This window comes from Maritimibacter alkaliphilus HTCC2654 (assembly GCF_000152805.1).
GTDB lineage: Bacteria > Pseudomonadota > Alphaproteobacteria > Rhodobacterales > Rhodobacteraceae > Maritimibacter > Maritimibacter alkaliphilus.
The window spans coordinates 49552-68371 of sequence record NZ_CH902578.1 but is presented as its reverse complement, the minus strand read 5'-3'; the positions used below and the strand labels follow the sequence as shown (position 1 = coordinate 68371).

Genomic DNA, 18820 nt, shown 5'->3' with positions numbered 1-18820 from the left:
GCCGGATCAAGATCACGAAACGAAAAGCCCCGGTCCCGCGTCAGACCGCTTTCAGCACCGGCTGCGGCCGCTTGCCATCCGCCCATGCACGCGCGGCCACACCGAACGCTTCGAACAGCGGGCGCGAGACCGGATCGTTGGCCGCGTTGTATTCCGGGTGCCATTGCACGGCGAGCGTGAAGCCGGGCGCATCCTTGATGTAGATCGCCTCCGGCGTGCCGTCGTCGGCATGGCCGTCGATCACCACACGCGCGCCGGGCGTCTTGATGCCCTGCCCGTGCAGCGTGTTCGTCATGACCTTCGCCGCACCCATCAGCTGATGAAACACACCGCCCTCGGTGAAGGTGACGGCATGGCGGATCGCGAACTTCTCTTCCAGCGTGCCGTCCGGGGGCATCCGGTGGTTCATCCGGCCCGGAAGATCGCGGATCTCCGGGTAGAGCGAGCCGCCCATGGCCACGTTGACCTCCTGAAACCCGCGACAGACACCCAGAAACGGCTGCCCCGCCTCCACGCAGGCCCGCACGAGCGGCAGGGTGATCGCATCGCGGTTGCGGTCGAACGCACCATGCGCGGCGGTCTCCTCCTCGCCGTATTCCTCCGGGTGCACGTTCGGACGCCCGCCGGTCAGCAGAAAGCCGTCGAAGGTCTCCAGCAATTCCTCGACGCTGACCAGCGCCGGATCGGCCGGAATGAGGAGCGGTATGCCCCCCGAAACCTCGGCCACCGCCGTCGAATTCATGATCCCCCCAAGGTGAATGGGGAAGCTCTCGTTCAAAAGGCCTTGGTTGCCGATGATGCCGATCTTGGGCCGGGTCATGTTGGTCCTGTTCGCGTTTGATTCAAACCTAGCCTTTTGGACCCAGCAGGAAAAGAGGCGGATCGCCGCGCCGCCGCAGAGCGGCTGTGCACGCCGCCTGCGTCACATGCTGGCGAGGAAGTCGTGGAACGCCGCATCGAAGGCCGCGGGCTGTTCGAGATAGGGCGAATGCCCGCAATCCGCGAGCACGACACGCTCCACCCGACCGCCGCCCGCCTCATAGGCCGCGAGCGCCGCCTCGGTCTGCGCGATCATCGGCTGCGGCGGGAACACTTCGGCCCCCGGCCAGCCCGGCACCGCGCCGACGCTGCCCAGCGTGCCGAGATCGAAGAGCGACCCGTCCGCGACCACCTGATCGTCCGCGCCCCTCAGCCAAAGGATCGGCACCGTCGCGCCCGACTTGGTGAAGCCCATCGGATCGGCCTGATGGATCGGGGCCAGCGCGTTGATCGGCCCCAGCTTGCCCGGCGCGACGCCCGGCCAGTTGTCCGACGTCACCATGTCGCCCGGATAGTCGGCCTCGCCCACATGCTGCGCCAGCGCCGAGGTGAGGATATCCTCGATCCGCTCCGGCACGAAAGGCGGCTTCCACACGAAGGCATTGAGCACATTGCGCATGTGGTTCGGCGTCTCGTCGCCCCGGTCCTGCGCCTTCATCAGCGCGATCAGGTCCGGGTTCACCGCCCCGCCGCCCGAGCCTGCGTTGTCGGGGAAACAGGGTGTGCCGTCCAGCTTGCAGCCGCCGAAGCCCTGCGGTGCGCCGGGGCAGACCTGCGTGAGCGACAGCACGCGCCCCGGATGATCGGCCAGCATCTGCCAGAGCACCGCACCGCCCAGGCTATGCCCCACCATATGCGCGGCCGTCACCCCGAGCGCATCCATCAGCGCCGCCAGATCGTCCGAGAAATCGCGCATCCCCCGCGTCGCATCCACCTTGGCCGCCGGGTCGGCCTCGCCATAGGCCCGCAGGTCCGGGGCGATGGCGCGGTATCCCTCGGGCAGACGCAGCATGGTCTCTTCCCACCACGTCGCCGCCGACAGGTTCCCGTGCACGAAGATCACCGGCACGCCATCCTCGGGCCCGGCGAAGAGCACGCGGGTCTCCAAACGGTCGCTCGCCACGCGGCGCGCCTCGGTGATGGTCGGGATCTGGGTCATGGCGTCTCTCCTCCTGATGTGGCGACACAGTCCTGCGCGGCGGCGCGAACCGCAACTCCGCAAAAACACGTAGGACGGCGGTTGCCTGCCGGCGCGCGGCGCGGCACGCTCCTCGCGAACGCAACGGAGGCCCCCATGAAAATCACCCGCGCAGGCGAAACCCCGTCCCGCATCGGTCCCGCCGACTGGTTTACCGGCCGCGTGCGCATGGACCCGCTCTTCACCGCCGAAGACCCGGGCCGCGCCGGCGGCACACTGGTCACCTTCGAACCGGGCGCGCGCACCGCGTGGCACACCCACCCGGCGGGCCAGACCATCGTCGTCACGCAAGGTGTCGGGCGCGCCCAGCGCGCGGGCGGTCCCGTGGAAATCATCCGCCCCGGCGATGTCGTCCGCTTCGAGGCGGGGGAAAAGCACTGGCACGGCGCCGGACCCGACACGGGGATGAGCCATATCGCGGTTCAGGAAACCGTCGGCGGCAGTGCCGTGACCTGGCTCGAACATGTCAGCGACGCCGACTACGCGGGCTGACCCGGTCCTTCTCTGGTCTCCAAATACCTCGGGGGTGGTCATGTTTGCCCGGCAAACATGACCTTGGGGGCAGCGCCCCCGACCGCCGCGCCCTCAGGCGCGGCTTGCAAAGCGTGCGAGGCGCCTGCGCCTCGCACTCCGCCAGATCGCCTCAGCCGGTCAGCGACGCTTTCAACTCCTGCCGCCTGCGGTGCAGCACCGGCTCGGTATAGCCGGAGGGCTGGATGCGCCCCTTGAAGACGAGGTCGCAGGCCGCCTGAAACGCGATCCCGTCGAAATCCGGCGCCATCGGGCGGTAAAGCGGATCGCCCGCGTTCTGACGATCCACGACACCGGCCATCTTGCGCATCGCCGCCATCACTTCGCCCTGACTGACCACACCGTGATGCAGCCAGTTCGCCAACGCCTGCGACGAGATCCGGCAGGTCGCACGGTCCTCCATCAGGCCGACGTCGTGAATATCGGGCACTTTTGAGCAGCCGACACCCTGATCGATCCAGCGCACCACGTAGCCCAGAATGCCCTGAGCGTTGTTCTCGATCTCTTCGCGAATGTCCTCGTCCGACCAGTTCTGGCCGTCGGCCACCGGAATGGTCAGCAGTTCGTCCAGCGTGCCGCGCGCGCCGCCCGCCGCGATCTCGTCCTGCACGGCGGCCACGTTCACCTTGTGGTAATGCGTGGCGTGCAGGGTCGCAGCGGTAGGCGACGGCACCCAGGCGCAGTTGGCGCCCGCTTTCGGATGGCCGATCTTGGCCTCCAGCATGTCCGCCATCCGGTCCGGCATGGCCCACATGCCCTTGCCGATCTGCGCCTTGCCCTTCAACCCGCAGGCCAGCCCGATATCGACGTTGCGTTCCTCATAGGCCCGGATCCAGTCGGTGTTCTTCATCTCGCCCTTGCGGATCATCGGGCCCGCTTCCATCGCGGTGTGGATTTCGTCCCCGGTCCGGTCGAGGAAGCCGGTGTTGATGAAGGCCACACGATGTTTCGCGGCGCGGATACAGGCCTTGAGGTTCACGCTTGTCCGCCGTTCCTCGTCCATGATGCCCAGCTTCACGGTGTATCGCGGCAGGCCGAGCACCTCTTCGACGCGGGTAAACAGTTCGTCCGCGAAAGCCACCTCTTCCGGCCCATGCATCTTGGGCTTCACCACGTAGAACGATCCGTGGGACGAATTCGCCTTGCGCTCCAGATCGTGCATCGAGGCGAGGGTCGTCATCATGGCGTCCATGATGCCCTCGAAAATCTCGTCCCCGTTCGCGTCCAGAATGGCCGGGTTCGTCATCAGGTGGCCGACGTTACGCACGAGCATCAGCGCCCGCCCCTTCAGCGTCAGCGTTCCCCCATCGGGCGTGGTGTAGCTGCTGTCGGGGTTGAGCGCGCGGGTGAAGGTTTCGCCGCCCTTGGTGACCTCCTCCTTCAGCGTGCCTTTCATCAGACCCAGCCAGTTGTCATAGGCCAGCGCCTTGTCCTCGGCATCGACGCAGGCGACCGAGTCCTCGCAATCCATGATCGCGGACATGGCGCTTTCCAGCCAGATGTCGGAAATCCCCGCCGGGTCCTGCTTGCCCACGTCCGACGTCGGATCGACGAGGATTTCCAGATGCATCCCGTTCACGCGCAGGATCACCTGAAGGTCGCACAGCTCGCTCGAATATCCGACGAACTGGGCCGGATCAGCCAAGCCGGTCTCGCCCATGGCACCGTTCACGAGAAGCATCCGGTTCTTCACTTCGAGCGACGTGACATCGGCCCATGATCCGCCCGCGAGCGGCGCCACATCGTCGAGATGCGCCTTGACCCATGCGATCACCCGTGCACCGCGTTCGGGGTCATACCCCTTGCCCATGGGCACGTCGCCCAGCGCGTCGGTGCCGTAAAGCGCGTCGTAAAGCGACCCCCAGCGGGCATTGGCCGCGTTCAGGGCATAGCGCGCATTGGTGATCGGCACCACGAGCTGCGGCCCGGCGATCGTCGCGATCTCGGGGTCCACATTGGCGGTTTCGATCCGGAAATCATCGCCTTCGGGCAGCAGATAGCCGATCTCTTCCAGAAAGGCGCGGTAGGCCTGCGCATCGAAGGCTTCACCCCTGTGGGCCACATGCCACGCGTCGATCTTGCCCTGAAGCTGTTCCCGCTTGTCCAGAAGCGCCCGGTTCTTCGGCGTCAGATCCTCGACGATCTTGGCGAATCCGCGCCAGAAGTCGTCGACCTTGACCCCGGTGCCCGGCAAGGCCCGCGCCTCGACGAACAACGCGATTTCCGGTGCGATTTTCAGACCGAATTGCTGCACCCGCCGTTCCATGGCGCCTCCTGACGAATTGAGTTCGGGGTTGGGCCATAGCCCTTTGCCACCAATAGGAAAAAAGTTTCCTATAGGCAACAAGCGGTCGGAAAAGGCTTGAGAAAAAGGCGTCGCCCCGGCCGAGGGGGCAGCCTCGGGCCGGGGCGACGGGTCGTTCGCGTGCTGCGCCCGTTATTGCACGGGCGTGCCCGTCGCGTCGGTCGTCTCTTCGCTCGCCGCCGCGGGCGCATCGGCGCGGTCGATGGTCGCATAGGTGATCGCGGCCCCCATGATGAGACCGATCAGAACCGCCAGCGCGATGCCGACAAGGGCCGGCGCGTGGCGGCGTTCTTCGCGTTCGAGGCTGGTATCGGGTGCAGACATCTGAAGTTCTCCATTATTTCTGGTAAGGCGGCCAGCGTCCGTCACGGCCCTTGTCCGGCGGACCTGTCCGCGCACTGGTTAACGCTCTGATCGTGCAAGCGGCCTAGGGCGTAAGGGATCGCGTCCCGGCGTTCAGGCTTTCCTCCGGCAACACGATCAGATCGGTGTCGCTGGCTTCGAGCCAGGCATAGGTCGCGACCGCTCCACCGATCACGAGCGCACTTGCGTAGAGCATGGGTTTGAGGCGGTCCGCCGGGCTATGCGGTGCATCGCTTTCCGGTCTGACACTTTGCATCGGCATGGTCTTGTCCTCCGGGACAATGGGCTCATGGCGGCACGTGGTTGTGACCCGCCTCTTGGGGGACTAACGTCGCCCCGACGCAAACTGTTCAAATCCTCCCGAAAAGGTGAGCCATGAAAGACGCGAGCCCGCAGACGATCTACCTGACCGACTACACCCCGCCGACCTATCTGGTGGATCAGGTCGACCTGACGTTCCGGCTGTCCCCGAACGCCACCCGCGTGATCTCCCGCATCGCGTTCCGCCCCAACCCGGACGCGGTATCGAAGCGGTTTTTCCTGCATGGCGAGGAGCTTACGCACATTAGTTCAAGCATCGACGGAACCCCGGTGACGCCGCGCGAGGTCGAGGGCGGCATCGAGGTCGACGTGCCGGACGCGCCCTTCGTGTGGGAGGCCGAGGTCGAAATCGCCCCCGCCGCCAACACCGCGCTCGAAGGGCTTTATATGTCCAACGGCATGTATTGCACCCAGTGCGAGGCCGAGGGCTTCCGCAAGATCACGTGGTATCCCGACCGTCCCGACGTCATGGCCCCGTTCAAGGTGCGCATCGAGGGCGACGAGCCGGTGATGCTGTCGAACGGCAACCCCACCGGGTCCGGCGACGGCTGGACGGAATGGACCGACCCGTGGCCCAAGCCCGCCTATCTCTTCGCGCTGGTCGCGGGCGATCTGGTCGCGCGCGAGGACAGCTTCACCACCATGTCGGGCAAGCACGTTGACCTGAAGCTCTGGGTTCGTCCGGGGGATGAGGGCAAGACGGCTTTCGGGATGGAGGCGCTCAAGAAGTCGATGAAGTGGGACGAGGATGTCTATGGCCGCGAATACGACCTCGACATTTTCCAGATCGTCGCCGTCAGCGATTTCAACATGGGCGCGATGGAGAACAAGGGGCTGAACATCTTCAACACCTCCGCCGTGCTCTGTTCGCCCGAAACCTCGACCGACGCGAATTTCGAGCGGATCGAGGCGATCATCGCGCATGAATATTTCCACAACTGGACCGGCAACCGCATCACCTGCCGCGACTGGTTCCAGCTTTCGCTGAAAGAAGGGCTGACGGTGTTCCGGGATCAATCCTTCTCGGCCGACATGCGGTCCCCGTCCGTCTGCCGGATCTCCGACGTGCTGTCTCTGCGCGGGCGGCAGTTCCGTGAGGACAACGGGCCGCTCGCCCATCAGGTGCAGCCCGACAGCTTCGTCGAGATCAACAACTTCTACACCTCGACGATCTACGAAAAGGGCGCCGAGGTCATTCGGATGCTCAAGACGCTCGTGGGCGACGAGGGCTACAAAAAGGCGCTCGACCTCTATTTCGACCGCCACGACGGGCAGGCCTGCACCATCGACGACTGGCTCACGGTGTTTCAGGATGCGACCGGGCGCGATCTCGGCCAGTTCAAACGCTGGTACAAGCAGGAGGGCACGCCGCGTCTGCGGGTGAGCGAGAATTGGAACGACGGCACCTATCAACTGACCTTCACGCAAACGACCCCGCCCACACCCGGTCAGGAGGTGAAGGAACCCTTCGTCATCCCCATCGCGGTCGGTCTGATCGGCCCCAACGGGGACGAAGTGGTGGCGACGCAGGTGCTTGAAATGACCGAAGGCACCCAGACCTTCACCTTCGACGGTCTCGCCGCCAAACCCGTGCCCTCGATCCTGCGCGGCTTCTCGGCCCCCGTGATCCTCGAGCGCGAGACGAGCGCGCAGGAACGCGCCTTCCTGCTCGCCAACGACACGGACGAGTTCAACCGGTGGGAAGCGGGACGTTCGCTCGCCAAGGAAGTGCTCACGGCCCTCATCACCGGCAAGGACGCACCGCAGGCGATCTATTTCGACGCCCTCGCCTCGGTCCTGCGCGAGGATCACACCGACCCCGACTTCCGCGCCCTCGCCCTCGCCATTCCGAGCGCGGACGACATGGCGCAGACGTTGTTCGATTCCGGCGTCACCCCGGACCCGGACGTGATCCACGACGCGACCGAAACGCTCAAGCAATCGCGCGCCGAATACTTTCAGGATATGCTGCCCCGGCTCATGTCGGAAATGACGGTGACCGAACCTTTCGCACCGACCCATGAACAGGCGGGCAAGCGGGCGCTGGGGCATGGCATCCTGCAAATGCTCACCCGCCTCGACGGCGGCAAGGCGGCACAGGCGCTGTTCGACCGGGCCGACAACATGACTCTTTCGCTGGGCGCACTGGCCTGCCTCCTGAATGCGGGCAAGGCCGACGCGGCGCTGGCCACGTTCCGCGACAAATGGCAGGACGACGCGCTCGTCATGGACAAGTGGTTCATGCTTCAGGTGGCCCATGCCGACCCCGACAAAGCGGCCGAGACCGTGACGAGACTGACGCAGGACCCGGCCTTCTCCATGAAGAACCCGAACCGCTTCCGCTCGGTCTTCGGTGCCTTCGCGGGTCATCCGGCGGGCTTTCACCAGAAGGACGGGTCGGGCTACCGCCTGCTTGCCGACTGGCTCATCAAGCTCGACCCGATCAATCCGCAGATCACCGCCCGCATGTCCGGCGCGTTCGAGACGTGGAAGCGGTACGATGGCGACCGCCAGAGCCTGATCGCGGATCAGCTCGACCGTATTCTCGCCACGCCCGGCCTCAGCCGGGACACGACTGAAATGATAAGCCGCATCCGGGGGGCCTGACGCGATGCGGATGCTCCGGTCCTTGTTCGGCCGGACCGCACAGCCGGACAAACCGGACAAGGTGGTCATCTACCGGCCCGTCTCGGCGGTCGGGATCGGGCATCTGCTGTTTTCGTCGGCGGTCTACGGCGCGCTCGCCCGGCAGAACGGCACGCGCTTTGTCGTGACGGCGAAAGGGACCGTGTTCGACAAGGGCGACGACGGGGCCGACTTTTTCTCGAATTACCTCGTCCCGGCTTGGCCCGACGATTTCGACGTGTCGCTCGGCCATGCGCCGATCCACGCGGCCCTGGCCGGAGACGCGCATCCGCCAGCCTCCGCCGCCATCGTCGGGCGCAAGGACGCGATCCAGCGCCCCGGGCGCGAGTTTCCGGACCTCAAGACGGCGGATTTCATCGACCGATGGGACGATGACGCGATGACGCCAAGGGCGCTTGCCCCCTATGCCCTTCTTTATGTGGATTCGGTCGTGCCGGAGCGGGAGCCGACCCGGTCCCTGCCCCGCATCGCGCCGATCTTCGCCCCGCATCCGCGCATCGTCGAACTCGCCAAAGCCGCCGTGCCGCACGACGCCTATGTCGCCGTGCACCTGCGCCACGGAAATGGCGAACATCTCCACGGGCGCACCGAAGGCACCGACGCGGCCTTCGGCACCTACCTCGAAACGGTGGCCGCGCTCGCCCGCGATCGGGCCAGCGCCGCCGGGAACGGCCAGACGGTCTGTCTGAGTGACAATTTCGAGACCGCGCAAAGGCTGGCCGACCTGACAGGCGGCACGGCCCTGTCGCCCGACGACCTGCCCGACCGTGCACATCGCGAGTTTCTGAGCGAAAGCGAAAACGACGACGTGCGCGCGGCCCGGCTGACCCGGTTGCTGGTCGATCTGACGATCCTCGGGCGCGCGACGCGCATCGTCGGGGGGCATTCGCTGTTCTGCCATGCCGCCGCGCTCTGGGGCGATCCGGGTCGCCTGACACTGGTCAATCCCGACGGCAGCACCGCCGGGTTCGGGGAGCTTCCCGGCCCATGACCGACCCGTTCCGTCACCACCCCGGTCTGCGCGACCAGATCCGTCCGGCGGAGGAATCGTTCTTTCGTAACCTCGACGTGGACGAGATCCACAGGCACGTTCTGGCCACAGGCGGCGACCCCGACTGGCGCACGCCCGATGACCTGCGCGAGGCGAACCGCCGCGCGGTGCTGGAGGGGCATCTGGACGACGACATCTGGGTCTTTGCCTACGGCTCACTGATGTGGGACCCCGCGATGATCTTTGCCGAAGTGCGCCGCGCCCATGCGCCTGAGTTCGCGCGCACCTTCTGCATGTGGGATGACGGCGGGCGCGGCTCGCCCGAACAACCCGGCCTGATGCTGGGCATCGATGCGGGCGCGGGCTGCGACGGGCTGGTCTTCCGGATCGAACGTGAGCGGATCGAGCATGAGACCTTCGTGCTGTTCCGGCGCGAGATGATCGCGGAGGGCTACGTGCCGACCTGGTCGATGATGTCCACCGATCACGGCCCGGTCGAGGCCCTGTCGTTCGTCGCCGACCACGCGGCAGAGAATATCCGCCCCGGTATCCCTCTGGACGAGCAGGCCCGCATGATCGCCGTCGCCGAGGGGCTTCTGGGCACCAACTTCGCCTATCTCGACAACGTGCACGCGCATCTGTCGGCGCTGAACGTGTCCGATCCCTATGTCGACGACCTGTTCGCCCGCGTCACGGCGCTGCGCGGCGGCTGAACATGAAAATGCACGACCACCCGTCGGGGTGGCCGTGCACTTCGCAACGCGACGAGGCGTGCCTTGTCAGCCCGAAACGCTTTCGGACAGGAAGCCCTTGAACGCCTCCCACGACGCCGTGTCGGCGCGTTCCTGATAGCGGTCGGAGCCGAAGACGGTGAAGGCGTGCGGCGCGTTCGAGTAGACCTCGATCGTATAGGTGTTGCCCGCGGCCTCCATCTCGGTCGCGAAGCCCGCGACGTCTTCCATCGTGATCGACGTATCGGCGCCACCGTGGAACACCATGATCGGCGGCTCGTCGCCATCCCACGACTGGCCCTCGGGCGTGCCGAGACCGCCGTGGAACGTCGCGAACCCGTTCGCCATGTCCGCCATGTCGCTGCGCGCCATTTCAAGCGTCACGGCACCCCCGAAGCAATAGCCGGCGACGACCATGCCCTGCGCGTCCGACTGCGCGCGGGCCTGCGCCACGCCCGCCTCGATCAAGCTGCGCATCCGGTCGCGGTCCTGATACAATGCGCCCGTGGCCGCGATGCGGTGATCCATCGTCTCGGTCGGGGTGTCGTCGCCGAACATATCCAGCGCGAAGGCGTCGTAGCCCATCTCGGCCAGCATGTCGGCACGCTGCCGTTCGTAATCGGTCATGCCGTCCCAATCGTGGACGATCAGGACGAGGCCCTTGGGCGCGTCGGCGGCGGCGAAATAACCCGTGAAGGTCTCACCATCGACCGTGTATTCGACATCTTCGGCAACGGCGGGCGCGGCCAGCATGGCGGCGGCGAATGTGAGTGAAACGAAACGCATATGTCCTCCACATATTTGAGTGTTCTGCGGAGCATACGCGCGGGGGGCGCGATATGGATCACTCCCGGGGCCGCGCGGACGGTCGAAACGCCCGCAGGCAGCAATCCGAACGAAAAGGGCGCCCACCCGTTTCAGGTGAGCGCCCGACTTCACTGCCCGATTATTCGGGGATCAGCTCGCGCAATAGTTCTGAGCGCGGGTCCAGTTTATCATGTCTTCGCGTTTGACGCGGGTGTGGAACGGGCCCCAGTCGGCGGCCACGCCGCGCATACCGGCGCTCACCACACCGTCGCGGGCCACGGTCTTGTTCATGATACGCACGGCGCAGGACAGGTTCAGGTTGCCGTCCTTCAGCGCCTCGCCCGACCGGGCCTCGCAGCCGTAGAGCCGCGCGGTCGACGGTGCGATCTGCACCAGACCGAACCAGCGGCCACCGCCACCGACGGCGGACTGGCGCCAGGTGCTTTCATGCTTGGCCAGCGTCGACAGAAGCCCGGTCCAGAACGCCTTGCGTCCGTCCAGGTTCGCGGTGCGGTATCCGGGGCACCAGGTGTCGATGTCACCCGGAATGATCGCGGTCAGGTTGGTGCCATGGCTATCCAACGCATTCATGTGTCGCGGTCCACGCAGCACCATTCGGCGAATGGTCCCAGCGCATCGTCAGTTCGACATCGGCGTTGCTCTTAGACGAGAACACTTCTTCGATGTTCATTTCGGCGCAACCCGTGAGTGCGAGTGCGGCCAGCCCTCCCATGAGTACGGTCTTCAGTCCCATGTAACTTTCCGTCCATTGTTTCGGCTCCCGCGAGAAACGCGATTTGGGCGGTTCCAGCAATCCGGGTTCCATGACTGCACGGGAAATGGGCAGATTCCCGCCGCTCCACTTGTGGAAGACCCCCAGATATGGGGATTTCGCCACAATCGACCCCTAAACTGACCCATTCGATTTCACGGACGGTTTACCTTTGCGCGAGCGCGGCGAACCACGCAGACCCCCGATTCTCTCCGTGTCCCGGCGCGCGCCGCCCCCCTTTACCTATGCGGCGGCAAGCCGAACTTGTCTCCGCCCCGCCCCTGTCCTAGAAGGCGTCGATAGACCGTTTTAGGAGCCTGCAATGCTCGACCATCTTGCCTTCGAGACCCCGAAACCCACCGTCATCGCCGGTGCGCGCGAGGACTGGGAACTCGTCATCGGGATGGAGGTGCACGCGCAGGTGTCGTCCAAGGCCAAGCTGTTCTCGGGCGCCTCCACGCAATTCGGCGCGGAACCCAACGCCAACGTCGCCTTCGTGGATGCCGCCATGCCGGGGATGCTGCCGGTCATCAACGAATTCTGCGTCGAACAGGCGGTGCGCACGGGTCTGGGCCTCAAGGCCGAAATCAACCTGTTCTCCGCCTTCGACCGCAAGAACTACTTCTATCCCGACCTGCCGCAGGGCTACCAGATTTCGCAGCTTTACCACCCGATCGTGGGCGAGGGCGAAATCATCGTCGACATGGGACCGGGCATCGCCCGCCGCGTGCGCATCGAGCGCATCCATCTGGAGCAGGACGCGGGCAAGTCGATTCACGACATGGACCCCTCGATGTCCTTCGTGGACTTGAACCGCACCGGCGTCGCGCTGATGGAGATCGTCAGCCGCCCCGACATCCGCGGCCCGGAAGAGGCGGCGGCCTATGTCACCAAGCTGCGCCAGATCCTGCGCTATTTGGGCACCTGCGACGGCAACATGCAGAACGGCAATCTGCGGGCCGACGTGAACGTGTCGGTCTGCCGCCCCGGTCAGTATGAAAAATACATGGAAACGCAGGACTTCAGCCATCTCGGCACGCGCTGCGAGATCAAGAACATGAACTCCATGCGCTTCATTCAGGCCGCCATCGACTATGAGGCCCGCCGCCAGATCGCCATTGTCGAGGACGGGGGCGAGGTTGTGCAGGAAACCAGGCTTTACGACCCGGACAAGAACGAGACCCGCTCCATGCGGTCCAAGGAAGAGGCGCATGATTACCGCTACTTCCCCTGCCCCGACCTTCTGCCGCTCGAGATCGAACAGGCCTGGGTCGATGGGATCAAAGCCACGCTTCCCGAGCTGCCGGACGAGAAAAAGGCGCGGTTCGTCAAGGACTTCGGCCTGTCCGAATACGATGCGGGCGTGCTGACGGCGGACACCACCAACGCGAGCTTCTTCGAAGAGGTCGTCGGCTCTACTATCGGTAAGCTCGACGAATTGCCCCTTTCGCCAGTTTACGCCACTACGTCCGACAAACCTGTTGGCGATTTTGAGTCAATCCAATCAAGAGATTTGGGGAAGCTTTCTGCCAACTGGGTCATCAACGAGCTGTTCGGCCGCCTGAAGAAAGACGACCGCGACATCGCCGACAGCCCGATCAGCCCGGCCCGCCTTGGCCAGATCGTCGCGCTCATCAAGAAGGGCGACATTTCCGGCAAGATCGGCAAGGACGTGTTCGAAATCGCCTATACGCAGGACCGCGACCCGGAAGAGATCGTGGAAACCGAAGGCATGAAGCAGGTCACCGACACCGGCGCCATTGAAACGGCGGTGGACGAGGTAATCGCGGCCAACCCCGAACAGGTCGAAAAGGCCAAGCAGAACCCGAAACTCGCAGGCTGGTTCGTGGGTCAGGTGATGAAGGCCACGGGCGGCAAGGCCAACCCCAAGGCGGTGAACGAGATCGTGGCGGCCAAGCTGGGGCTTTGACCCCGGCCTAGCCCGCCGAAATTCCGAGCAAGATCAAAAGCTTCGCGCGCAGTCCGACACCCAGCGTGGCGTCGTAGCCAAGCCATGCCACCGCGACGAGGATCGTCCAGAACAGGCTGCACAGCGAGCCGACGAGAAAGTATTCCGCGAAGGTCTTGTCGTTCAGTTCCTTGAACCGCGACACGGATTTCAGCGCGATCACGGCGGCGAGGATTTCCCACCGCTGGATCAGCACGCCGCCCGCCATTATGAGCCTTTCGAGCGACCCGATCACCCGGCCTGCGCGGGCCGTGTCGGCCTCGCCCTCCGGTGTCGCGGGCGCGTCCGCCGCCACGGGTTTCAGCCCCGTCAGTCTCAGAAGCCAGCGACAGGCAAGGTTTCCGCCCCAGCTCAACAAGACCAGCGCGACGAGAGAATAGGCCGCCCCGTGCAGGATGTCGATCATGCCGTGCCCTCCCCGTCGATGGCGTCCAGCGCGGCCTCGACCGCCGCCCATTGCATCGTGTAGGCGTCATAGTCGCCCGCGCTGCGCACCTTATAGACCGAATGCACCGTCACGCCACGCCGCCCGGCGATTTCCTCGACCGTTTGCCCGTCGAGCAGCGCCTCGATGTCTTCGCGCTGCCGGTCGGTCCAGTCGCGTTCGATGACGGCAAGGCCCGCGCCGATGGCCTCCAGCAACCGTTCGGTCATCGCCTCCTCCAACAGCGTGAAGCGATAGGTCAGCCCCTGTTTCTTTTCGTCCAGCGTCTCGCGCGCCCGTGCCAGCCCCGGCCCCATCATGTTCCACGCCTTTTCGCGGTTCACCGGAGTCTCGATCCGCGCCTGCCCGATGACGAAACGGCAGTCGATCCCCTTGGCCATGAGCGTGAAGCGCAGGTGGCGCGCCAGCCGCGCGGCTTCGGCCAGCGACCCGAGCAGCCCCTGGAACTCGTCCCCAAGCGTGATGGTCAGAGGCGAAACGATGGCGTCCGCGGCCCGCGCATTCGCGGCCTCGACGGCCGCGTTGAAGGCGGCGTGAAGCGCCTCCGGTGCGGGCGCGGCTTCGCTGCGCACCAGATCGCCCATCACCACGGCATATATGTCGGCGTCGTTTTCCATAATTGGGTCAATTCTGCAATGTAACCAATTTTGGGTCAATAATGAAATTGACCCGATTTCGGACCATCGCGCAGGCCACGCCGCCCGACCGATCCATCCCCGGCGGTTCACCGTAACAGCCACACGCAACGACGAGAGCAGATCCTTGGCCCGCACCCTCTCCCCCACCCGCGATTACTGGCGCGTCGGTTTTCTCGCCATGGCGCTCGCCACGGCGTCGATCCCGATCTACATCCATCTGCCCAGCTTCGCGGCGTCGCGCCTGGGCCTGACCCTCGGGCAGGTCGGCACCATCCTGCTTGCGATCCGCATGGTCGACTTCCTCCAAGACCCGCTTCTGGGCTGGATGACCGACCGCTATTCGCACCGCATCGCACGGCTGGCGAGCGCGGGGCTGATCGCTCTTTCGGTCGGCAGCCTCATGGTCTTCGCCATCGCGCCCATCGGCCCCGTGGCGCTTTGGCTGGTGGCGGGCCTCTTGGTGACCTTCACCGGCTACAGCCTCGGCACCATCCTGCTTTACGGCCAGAGCGCGACCTTCGCCGCGAACGCCAGCCCGAACGAGCAACTCAACCTGTCGGGCGTGCGCGAAATGGGGGTGCTGATCGGCGTCACGCTCGGCGCGGCGGGTCCGACGCTGCTCGCCGGATTCTCGGATGCCGATCAGGGCTATGCCCCCTTCGGCATCGCCATCGCGCTCCTCGCCCTCGCCGCCCTTCTCGTCTCGGCACCGCTCTGGGCCAAGGCGCAACCAAAAAACATGCGCCTCGACTGGTCCGGCATCATCGGGTCTGGCGCAGGCTGGCTCCTCGCGCTCGCCTTCGTCAACAACCTGCCGGTCGCCGTCACCTCGACCCTGTTCCTGTTCTTCGTCGAGGATCGGCTGGCGCTGCCCGCCATGGCCGGCCCCTTCCTCATCCTCTTCTTCGTGGCCGCAGGCGTCAGCGCCCCGTTCTGGAGCCGCATCACGCAACGCCTCGGCGCGCGCCGGGTGCTGCCCGTGTCCATGACGCTGGCCATCGTCAGTTTCATCGGCGCGTTCCTGTTGCCCGAAGGCGCGACGGCGGCCTTCGCGCTCATCTGTCTGGCCTCCGGTGTCGCGCTGGGCGCGGACATGGTGATCCTGTCCGCGCTCTTCGCCGCCAACCTGCAACGCGCGGGGCGGCAGGCGGGTCAGGCGTTCGGGCTGTGGAACTTCTCGACCAAGGCCACGCTCGCCATCGCCGCCGGAGTCGTTCTGCCGTTCCTGCAAAGCGCGGGCTACGAGCCGGGCGAGACGAACAGCGCCGACGCGCTCGCCGCGCTCAACATGAGCTACGCGCTTTTGCCCTGTGCGCTCAAGATCCTCGCCATCGCGCTGGTCCTCATCATGCCCCGACGCATCCTCGACACGCGCAGTTAACGGGCGAGCTCCGGGTGCGCGTAGGCCTCGGGATAGGGCATCGGCGCGAACGGCCCAAGCGGCACGGTGCGGTTCCACGAGCGCCCGAAATAGCCCTGACGGCAATGGGTTAGCGACCCGGCCTCGGCCACGCCCGGAAGTGCGTGAACCCGGCACAGCCAGCGCCACAGATGCGGATAGTCGAGGATGCGCGCACCGTTCAGTTTCATCCGCAGGTAATAGACCGGATCGTGCCGAAACAGCGTCGGGAAAAGCCGCAGATCGGCCTCGGTGAACCGATCGCCCGTCAGGAATGCACGCCCGTCCGACAGCCGCGCGTCAAGCGTCGCCAGCATGTCGAAATATGCCCTGAACGCCTCGGCATAGACCGCCTGATCCGACGAAAACCCGGCCTTGTAGGCCCCGTTGTTGATCGCGGCGTATATGTCGGCATTCAGCGCGTCGATCTCATCCGCCAAACCCTCGGGATAGAGGTCCGGCGCATCCGATGCGCCGAGCGGCCCGGCCTGCGCGTTCAACATGCGCAGGATCTCGGCGCTCTCGTTGTTCACGATCCGGCCCGCGCGCTTGTCGTAGAGCAGCGGCAGCGACTGCTCCTCGGACCCTTCGGCGCGGTAGATGTCCTTGGCCAACCGCAGACCCCGCCCGGTCCCGGTCTCAGCCGTGCATTCCGGCAGCGTCGCCCCCGTCAGGCTCGCCACCCGGCGCGGCGCGAACTCCCACAGGCCACCGCCGTCAGGATCATCCTCCTCGGTCCGGTTGGGAAAGGCGATGTCCATGCTGATCGCGCCGGTCAGGCCCAGAACGCTGCGCGCCAGCACGACCCGGTGACACCACGGGCAGTTGAGCGCGACGAACAGATGATAGCGACCGGGTTCGGCCGGAAACGCCGCATCGCCGATGGCATGGCGAAATCCGCTGACCCCACGCACGAATTCGCCCCCGGCCCGGCGCTCGGCAGCGCCCGACTGGTCCTCTTCGACCGAATTGTCCGTGATCCTGCCGCCCGAGATGACGCGCCTACCGCCCGAACAGGCGACCCAGAAGGCCCTTGCGCTCACGCGGGGCGTTCATCGCGACATAGGTTTCGCCGCCGCCCGTCAGCCCCTCGACATTGGCGAGCGGCGTGGGCTGCGTGACCAGCGATGGATCACGTTTTTCATAAAACGCGTTCCCCCCCGCCGAGGCGACGTAATGCATGTTGTTGTAGTTCGCGCGGTAATACTGCGCGTGGAAGAAGCGGGCGTTGGCGACGTTGGGATGCCGTTCGCCGCCAAGCACGGATGAGGCCGCCTCGGACACCCGCGCGACCGAGGCTTCCTCGGTCATCTTCTTGGTCATCACCCCCGGCGCGAACTGGCCCCGCTGGCCGACCACGCCGCAGACATCGTTCGGGAACGCGTCGGACGCGACCCGGTTCATCACAACGCTGCCGACCGCCACCATGCCGTCCCGGCTCGACCGGTTCGACTCGAAATACATCGCGCGCGCCATGCATTCGTGGTCTTTCGTGCTGAAAGACGTGGTGTTGCGCTTGGCGCATCCCGAAACGGTCGCCGCCGCGACCACCAACGCCACCGTTCCCGTCCACCGGATCACACGCATGGAGAAACCTTCGTCACTGTCCCTTTGGCGCGAAGAATACCCATCCGGGGCCCTGAAAATCAAGGCTGCGATGCCTTTCACGCGCCCCAGTCACCTCGCCGGGCACGATCCCGCCTATCGGTATTCGTCCTCGATGAGGCCCCGGCGATAGGCCGACTGCTGCGCGATCATCCAGTGCGGGTATTCCATCGGCAGCTCCGTCACCTTGCCCAGCGCATCCAAATCGTCGCCGCTCAGCTCGACATCCACCGCGCCAAGGTTGTCGGTCAACTGCTCCACCCGCTTGGCCCCGACCAGAACGCTGGTCACCACCGGCTGATGCAACAGCCACGCAAGCGCGACCTGCGCCACGGTGCAGCCCTTGGCCTCGGCGATCCCGCGCATGACCTCGATCGCATCATAGGCGCGGTCCTTGTCGATGGGGGGAAAGTCGAAACTGGCCCGCCGACCTTCCGCCGTCTTGCCGTCCCGGTCGAACTTGCCCGACAGGAACCCGCCCGCCAGCGGGCTCCACACCATGAGCCCCACGTTCATCGCCTGAAGCGCGGGCACGATTTCCCGTTCCAGATCGCGCCCGGCCAGCGTGTAATAGGCCTGAAGCGACACGATGGGCGCGAGCCTGCGCGCCTCGGCCACCCCCACGGCCTGCGTGATCTGCCAGGCCGCCCAATTCGACACGCCGACATAACGCACATGCCCATGGCGCACGAGCATGTCCAGCGCCTCCAGCGTCTCCTCGACCGGGGTCGCCGGATCGACGCCATGCAACTGGTAAAGGTCGATATGGTCCATCTCAAGCCGTCCGAGGCTCGCCTTGACCTGATCGAGGATATGGCCCCGCGACGCCCCGCGCGCATTCGGCCCTTCGCCCATCTGACCATGCACCTTGGTGGCGATCACCACCTCCTCGCGCGGCACGCCGAGGTTGCGGATCGCTTGCCCGAGGATTTCTTCGGACCGGCCCCTGGCATAGACATTGGCGGTGTCATAGAAATTCACCCCCGCTTCATGCGCGGTCCTGACCAGCGCATCGGCCCCGTCCTGACCGAGCTGTCCGATCTGGCCCCACATATCGTTGGACCCGCCGAAGGTCATGGTGCCGAGACACAGCTCGGAAACGAAAAGGCCGCTGTGGCCGAGCCGGCGATAACGCATGGGGTTTCCTTTCGCGGATGGAACGCCCCAACCTTGCACGCCCCGGACCCGTAATTGCAACGCCGTCCGGCCCGCCAAACCGGGCTGCCCCCTTCGGACCTATAGTATCGTGGGGGCGCGAGAGGTCCGGCCCCCGCGCCCCC

19 protein-coding genes are annotated in these 18820 nt (G+C 65.6%); 6 read left to right on the top strand and 13 right to left on the bottom strand.

The features are described from left to right. Positions 1 to 40: 40 nt before the first annotated feature. Entirely contained in the window at positions 41 to 820 is a 780-nt protein-coding gene (locus tag RB2654_RS01370; RefSeq protein WP_008327842.1) for a gamma-glutamyl-gamma-aminobutyrate hydrolase family protein, read from the bottom strand. A 102-nt stretch (positions 821 to 922) separates the two neighbouring features. Further along, entirely contained in the window at positions 923 to 1978 is a 1056-nt protein-coding gene (locus tag RB2654_RS01365; RefSeq protein ID WP_008327841.1) for an alpha/beta fold hydrolase, read from the bottom strand. 135 nt (positions 1979 to 2113) lie between these two features. On the opposite strand from RB2654_RS01365, the gene RB2654_RS01360 reads away from it, so the two are divergent. Beyond that, on the top strand, positions 2114 to 2509 hold the full coding sequence (locus RB2654_RS01360) for a (R)-mandelonitrile lyase (RefSeq protein WP_008327839.1): 396 nt from the start codon (positions 2114 to 2116) through the stop codon (positions 2507 to 2509). A 151-nt stretch (positions 2510 to 2660) separates the two neighbouring features. Here the strand turns inward: RB2654_RS01360 and RB2654_RS01355 are convergent, their stop codons facing one another. The 3 genes from RB2654_RS01355 to RB2654_RS01345 all read right to left on the bottom strand — a co-directional run bounded on the left by RB2654_RS01355 (position 2661) and on the right by RB2654_RS01345 (position 5478). Then, positions 2661 to 4814: a malate synthase G gene (locus tag RB2654_RS01355; protein WP_008327838.1), complete on the bottom strand. Its 2154-nt coding sequence runs from the start codon at positions 4812 to 4814 to the stop codon at positions 2661 to 2663. 171 nt (positions 4815 to 4985) lie between these two features. After that, the gene (locus RB2654_RS01350) at positions 4986 to 5177 is read right to left on the bottom strand and encodes a hypothetical protein (RefSeq protein WP_008327837.1); all 192 of its coding nucleotides are present in this window, start codon (positions 5175 to 5177) and stop codon (positions 4986 to 4988) included. A gap of 103 nt (positions 5178 to 5280) precedes the next feature. Further along, a complete protein-coding gene (locus RB2654_RS01345) occupies positions 5281 to 5478 on the bottom strand; it encodes a hypothetical protein (protein ID WP_008327836.1) in 198 nt (65 codons plus the stop codon). 113 nt (positions 5479 to 5591) lie between these two features. Here RB2654_RS01345 and pepN point away from each other — a divergent pair, with 113 nt between their 5' ends. From pepN to RB2654_RS01330, 3 genes are read left to right on the top strand one after another with little or no spacing between them, the layout of a single operon-like run. Beyond that, positions 5592 to 8144, top strand: coding sequence for an aminopeptidase N (pepN, locus tag RB2654_RS01340; protein WP_008327835.1), 2553 nt, complete (start codon positions 5592 to 5594; stop codon positions 8142 to 8144). A gap of 10 nt (positions 8145 to 8154) precedes the next feature. Next, positions 8155 to 9174, top strand: coding sequence for a hypothetical protein (locus RB2654_RS01335; RefSeq protein WP_148912533.1), 1020 nt, complete (start codon positions 8155 to 8157; stop codon positions 9172 to 9174). Next, complete coding sequence (locus tag RB2654_RS01330) at positions 9171 to 9887, top strand: gamma-glutamylcyclotransferase (RefSeq protein ID WP_008327833.1); 717 nt, start codon at positions 9171 to 9173, stop codon at positions 9885 to 9887. The genes RB2654_RS01335 and RB2654_RS01330 overlap by 4 nt, the downstream gene beginning before the upstream one ends. A 66-nt stretch (positions 9888 to 9953) precedes the next feature. Here RB2654_RS01330 and RB2654_RS01325 read toward each other — a convergent pair whose 3' ends face one another. The 3 genes from RB2654_RS01325 to RB2654_RS22740 form a co-directional block, all read right to left on the bottom strand. After that, a complete protein-coding gene (locus RB2654_RS01325; protein WP_008327832.1) occupies positions 9954 to 10691 on the bottom strand; it encodes a dienelactone hydrolase family protein in 738 nt (245 codons plus the stop codon). Positions 10692 to 10862: 171 nt separating this feature from the next. Further along, entirely contained in the window at positions 10863 to 11303 is a 441-nt protein-coding gene (locus tag RB2654_RS01320) for a transglycosylase SLT domain-containing protein (RefSeq protein WP_008327830.1), read from the bottom strand. Next, positions 11287 to 11466 carry a hypothetical protein gene (locus tag RB2654_RS22740; RefSeq protein WP_154653299.1) on the bottom strand — a complete coding sequence of 60 codons (180 nt, stop codon included), beginning with the start codon at positions 11464 to 11466 and terminating at the stop codon, positions 11287 to 11289. The genes RB2654_RS01320 and RB2654_RS22740 overlap by 17 nt, the downstream gene beginning before the upstream one ends. A 340-nt stretch (positions 11467 to 11806) precedes the next feature. Between RB2654_RS22740 and gatB the strand changes: the two genes are divergently transcribed. Continuing rightward, positions 11807 to 13414, top strand: a complete 1608-nt coding sequence (gene gatB / locus RB2654_RS01315) for an Asp-tRNA(Asn)/Glu-tRNA(Gln) amidotransferase subunit GatB (protein WP_008327824.1) — start codon at positions 11807 to 11809, stop codon at positions 13412 to 13414. 7 nt (positions 13415 to 13421) lie between these two features. On the opposite strand, the gene RB2654_RS01310 is transcribed toward gatB, so the two are convergent. After that, positions 13422 to 13859, bottom strand: a complete 438-nt coding sequence (locus RB2654_RS01310; protein ID WP_008327822.1) for a hypothetical protein — start codon at positions 13857 to 13859, stop codon at positions 13422 to 13424. Further along, on the bottom strand, positions 13856 to 14515 hold the full coding sequence (locus tag RB2654_RS01305) for a SatD family protein (protein WP_008327820.1): 660 nt from the start codon (positions 14513 to 14515) through the stop codon (positions 13856 to 13858). Before RB2654_RS01305 ends, RB2654_RS01310 begins: the two co-directional genes overlap by 4 nt. On the opposite strand from RB2654_RS01305, the gene RB2654_RS01300 reads away from it, so the two are divergent. Further along, positions 14496 to 15917, top strand: a complete 1422-nt coding sequence (locus RB2654_RS01300; protein WP_342779688.1) for an MFS transporter — start codon at positions 14496 to 14498, stop codon at positions 15915 to 15917. The two genes, RB2654_RS01305 and RB2654_RS01300, sit on opposite strands and share 20 nt — an antisense overlap. On the opposite strand, the gene RB2654_RS01295 is transcribed toward RB2654_RS01300, so the two are convergent. From RB2654_RS01295 to RB2654_RS01285, 3 genes are all read right to left on the bottom strand, one after another. After that, positions 15914 to 16978: a glutathione S-transferase C-terminal domain-containing protein gene (locus RB2654_RS01295; RefSeq protein ID WP_008327816.1), complete on the bottom strand. Its 1065-nt coding sequence runs from the start codon at positions 16976 to 16978 to the stop codon at positions 15914 to 15916. The two genes, RB2654_RS01300 and RB2654_RS01295, sit on opposite strands and share 4 nt — an antisense overlap. Beyond that, the gene (locus tag RB2654_RS01290) at positions 16938 to 17522 is read right to left on the bottom strand and encodes a cell wall hydrolase (RefSeq protein ID WP_008327815.1); all 585 of its coding nucleotides are present in this window, start codon (positions 17520 to 17522) and stop codon (positions 16938 to 16940) included. Before RB2654_RS01290 ends, RB2654_RS01295 begins: the two co-directional genes overlap by 41 nt. Positions 17523 to 17636: 114 nt before the next feature. After that, entirely contained in the window at positions 17637 to 18677 is a 1041-nt protein-coding gene (locus tag RB2654_RS01285) for an aldo/keto reductase (protein ID WP_008327814.1), read from the bottom strand. Positions 18678 to 18820: the final 143 nt, after the last annotated feature.

Coding starts and splice junctions, on each gene's coding strand:
- RB2654_RS01320 (WP_008327830.1), bottom strand. CDS start 11,303: ATGAATGCGTTGGATAGCCATGGCACCAACCTGACCGCGATCATTCCG.
- RB2654_RS01305 (WP_008327820.1), bottom strand. CDS start 14,515: ATGGAAAACGACGCCGACATATATGCCGTGGTGATGGGCGATCTGGTG.
- RB2654_RS01330 (WP_008327833.1), top strand. CDS start 9,171: ATGACCGACCCGTTCCGTCACCACCCCGGTCTGCGCGACCAGATCCGT.
- RB2654_RS01370 (WP_008327842.1), bottom strand. CDS start 820: ATGACCCGGCCCAAGATCGGCATCATCGGCAACCAAGGCCTTTTGAAC.
- RB2654_RS01290 (WP_008327815.1), bottom strand. CDS start 17,522: ATGCGTGTGATCCGGTGGACGGGAACGGTGGCGTTGGTGGTCGCGGCG.
- gatB (WP_008327824.1), top strand. CDS start 11,807: ATGCTCGACCATCTTGCCTTCGAGACCCCGAAACCCACCGTCATCGCC.
- RB2654_RS22740 (WP_154653299.1), bottom strand. CDS start 11,466: ATGGGACTGAAGACCGTACTCATGGGAGGGCTGGCCGCACTCGCACTC.
- RB2654_RS01360 (WP_008327839.1), top strand. CDS start 2,114: ATGAAAATCACCCGCGCAGGCGAAACCCCGTCCCGCATCGGTCCCGCC.
- RB2654_RS01300 (WP_342779688.1), top strand. CDS start 14,496: ATGTCGGCGTCGTTTTCCATAATTGGGTCAATTCTGCAATGTAACCAA.
- RB2654_RS01355 (WP_008327838.1), bottom strand. CDS start 4,814: ATGGAACGGCGGGTGCAGCAATTCGGTCTGAAAATCGCACCGGAAATC.
- RB2654_RS01350 (WP_008327837.1), bottom strand. CDS start 5,177: ATGTCTGCACCCGATACCAGCCTCGAACGCGAAGAACGCCGCCACGCG.
- RB2654_RS01325 (WP_008327832.1), bottom strand. CDS start 10,691: ATGCGTTTCGTTTCACTCACATTCGCCGCCGCCATGCTGGCCGCGCCC.
- RB2654_RS01345 (WP_008327836.1), bottom strand. CDS start 5,478: ATGCCGATGCAAAGTGTCAGACCGGAAAGCGATGCACCGCATAGCCCG.
- RB2654_RS01335 (WP_148912533.1), top strand. CDS start 8,155: ATGCTCCGGTCCTTGTTCGGCCGGACCGCACAGCCGGACAAACCGGAC.
- RB2654_RS01310 (WP_008327822.1), bottom strand. CDS start 13,859: ATGATCGACATCCTGCACGGGGCGGCCTATTCTCTCGTCGCGCTGGTC.
- pepN (WP_008327835.1), top strand. CDS start 5,592: ATGAAAGACGCGAGCCCGCAGACGATCTACCTGACCGACTACACCCCG.
- RB2654_RS01365 (WP_008327841.1), bottom strand. CDS start 1,978: ATGACCCAGATCCCGACCATCACCGAGGCGCGCCGCGTGGCGAGCGAC.
- RB2654_RS01285 (WP_008327814.1), bottom strand. CDS start 18,677: ATGCGTTATCGCCGGCTCGGCCACAGCGGCCTTTTCGTTTCCGAGCTG.